Annotated in this window: 2 protein-coding genes; one reads left to right on the forward strand and one right to left on the reverse strand. The window is 71.9% G+C overall.

The window, feature by feature from the left end:
- Positions 1–135 precede the first annotated feature (135 nt).
- Positions 136–549 carry a protein-tyrosine phosphatase family protein gene (locus ABT336_RS27335; protein ID WP_350900472.1) on the forward strand — a complete coding sequence of 138 codons (414 nt, stop codon included), beginning with the start codon at positions 136–138 and terminating at the stop codon, positions 547–549.
- An 87-nt stretch (positions 550–636) separates the two neighbouring features.
- Here the strand turns inward: ABT336_RS27335 and ABT336_RS27340 are convergent, their stop codons facing one another.
- Positions 637–1,512, reverse strand: a complete 876-nt coding sequence (locus tag ABT336_RS27340) for a hypothetical protein (protein ID WP_350900474.1) — start codon at positions 1,510–1,512, stop codon at positions 637–639.
- Between the last annotated feature and the right edge of the window lie 485 nt (positions 1,513–1,997).

Below are 1,997 nucleotides of genomic sequence, written 5' to 3' on the forward strand. Positions count from 1 at the left end.
GTGTCTGGTGTTTAGACGTGTGCTGTTCCGTTGTCGCGTCCCTCCTTTACCACCCGGGCCGGTTGTGGGTGGGCTCCGCCGGCGGGTCCCCGCTGGCCCCCCCGCCCGGCGACGTCTGCGGTGCACAATCATCCGGTGACCCAGACGTGGACGGATCAGACCGGGGTCGTCGTCCTCCCCGGCGGATCGTCGGTACGCGGTCGGCGGGCGGGCGACCCGGCCAGCCTCGCCGACTTCGCCCTGCTCCTCGTGCCGGGGCCGGTGCCGGACTGGCCGCATCGGCGGATCCGGTGGCCAGACTTCTGGGTGCCCACCGACCGGGCCGACGCGCTTGACGCCCTCCGGGAGGGACTCCGACGTGCGGTCGCGGGGGAGCGAGTCGAGGTCTGTTGCCGGGGCGGCATCGGGCGGACCGGCACCGCCCTGGCCGCCCTCGCCGTCCTCGACGGGCTGCCCAGCCGACAGGCGGTCGACTGGGTCCGGACCCACTACCACCCGAAGGCGGTGGAGACTCCCTGGCAGCGGCGGTGGCTACGCAGGCTGGACTGAACCCCCGGCCCGGAAACGGCGCGGCGGGCGGCACCCCCGTCCGGGTGCCGCCCGCCGCCGTCCCCGCCCGGGACGTCAGTGGACCGGTCAGTTCAAGCCGCAGGGAGCAAGCTCCAGCGGCGGGGTGGGACGGTCCCCGGTCACCCGACCGATGTTCGTGGCGATGCGGTTGATGACGGCGATCCGCCGGTCCTCCAGGGGCCCGAGGATGGCGTTCTGGATGAAGGCGGGTCCGCCCTGGGGGTTGGCCGCGAGTTCCGCGAGGCGGTTGTCGGCCTCGTTGATCTGCTGCCGAAGGTTGGCGAACTCGGCGTCCACACCCGCCCGGGCGGCGGCGGGGACGTTCGGGAACCGGCCCTCGACGTCCGGGCAGTTCACCGTCCGCGCCCCGGTCTGACCGCCGTTGCCGTTCCCGCCACCGGCGTTCCCGTTGCCGCCATTGCCGTTACCACCGTTCCCGTTCCCGTTGCCGCCGTTGCCGTTGTCGGCATCGTCCCCGGGGACGGCGGTGTCGTCGTCAGCGGGGACGCCCGCGCCGACGCCGCATCGGGCGAGCCGGTCGAGGCCTTCCGGAGCGGCGGCGCCGACCCGGTCGAAACTGATCCGAATACGGTCCAGAGCGGCGATCCGCTTGCTCTCCAGGGGCCCGAGGATGGCGAGCTGGACGAAGTTCGGTCCGCCCTGCGGGTTGACAGCGAGTTCGGCGAGACGACCGTCGGCCTCGTCGATCTGCTTCGCGAGGGCTGCCAGTTCCCGGTCGACGTCGGCCCGTGCGGCAGCGGGTACCGCAGGGAGTCGACCGGCGACGTCCGGGCAGTTCACGGTCTGCGCCCCGGCGGTGGTGCTCCGGCCGGCGTCGTCGTCGGCGGAGGCCAGCGACAGTCCCGCACCGATCAGCAACGCCGCACAGGCACCGACGCCGGCGATCTTCAGGACCCCGTTCCGCTTCGTACGACTGGCCATGTACCTCTCCTTCGATCGAACCCTCGGAAACCGCCGAGTCCGCCGGGCGGACGTCGACGAGAAATGCGTCGCAGTGTGTCTGCTGAAAGGAGTCGAGCCGCCATCGGATTTGGCGGACACGAATGCGGCAGATGTCGACACGGCCCCTGTCGACCTGCTGTGCCGAATGTCTTCGAGTCCGTCTCGACGGGAATCGACATCCGGTTCTTCTCCCTTTCGCCGATCAATACGGGAACCGGCGTGGGAGCGGTTCAACGGTGCCCGAGAATTTTTTCCGAACCGTCGAGCCGGGCAGCCGGAGAGCGGAGGCGGGGAGGTACGGGTGGGCACACTCCGAGTCCCCGGTGGGCCTGCCGGGGCCGCTAGGGTCACCTCCCATGAAGGTCCGGCTCCCCCTCGCCATGCTGGCCGCCGTCCTGCTGCCCGCCGCCGGTCCCGTGCTCGCCGTACCTGCGGGTGCGGCGGCGGCCGACGACGCACCGTCG

This window comes from Micromonospora sp. NPDC000207, assembly GCF_040300925.1.
In the GTDB taxonomy this organism is placed as follows: domain Bacteria; phylum Actinomycetota; class Actinomycetes; order Mycobacteriales; family Micromonosporaceae; genus Micromonospora.

Coding starts and splice junctions, on each gene's coding strand:
- ABT336_RS27340 (WP_350900474.1), bottom strand. CDS start 1,512: ATGGCCAGTCGTACGAAGCGGAACGGGGTCCTGAAGATCGCCGGCGTC.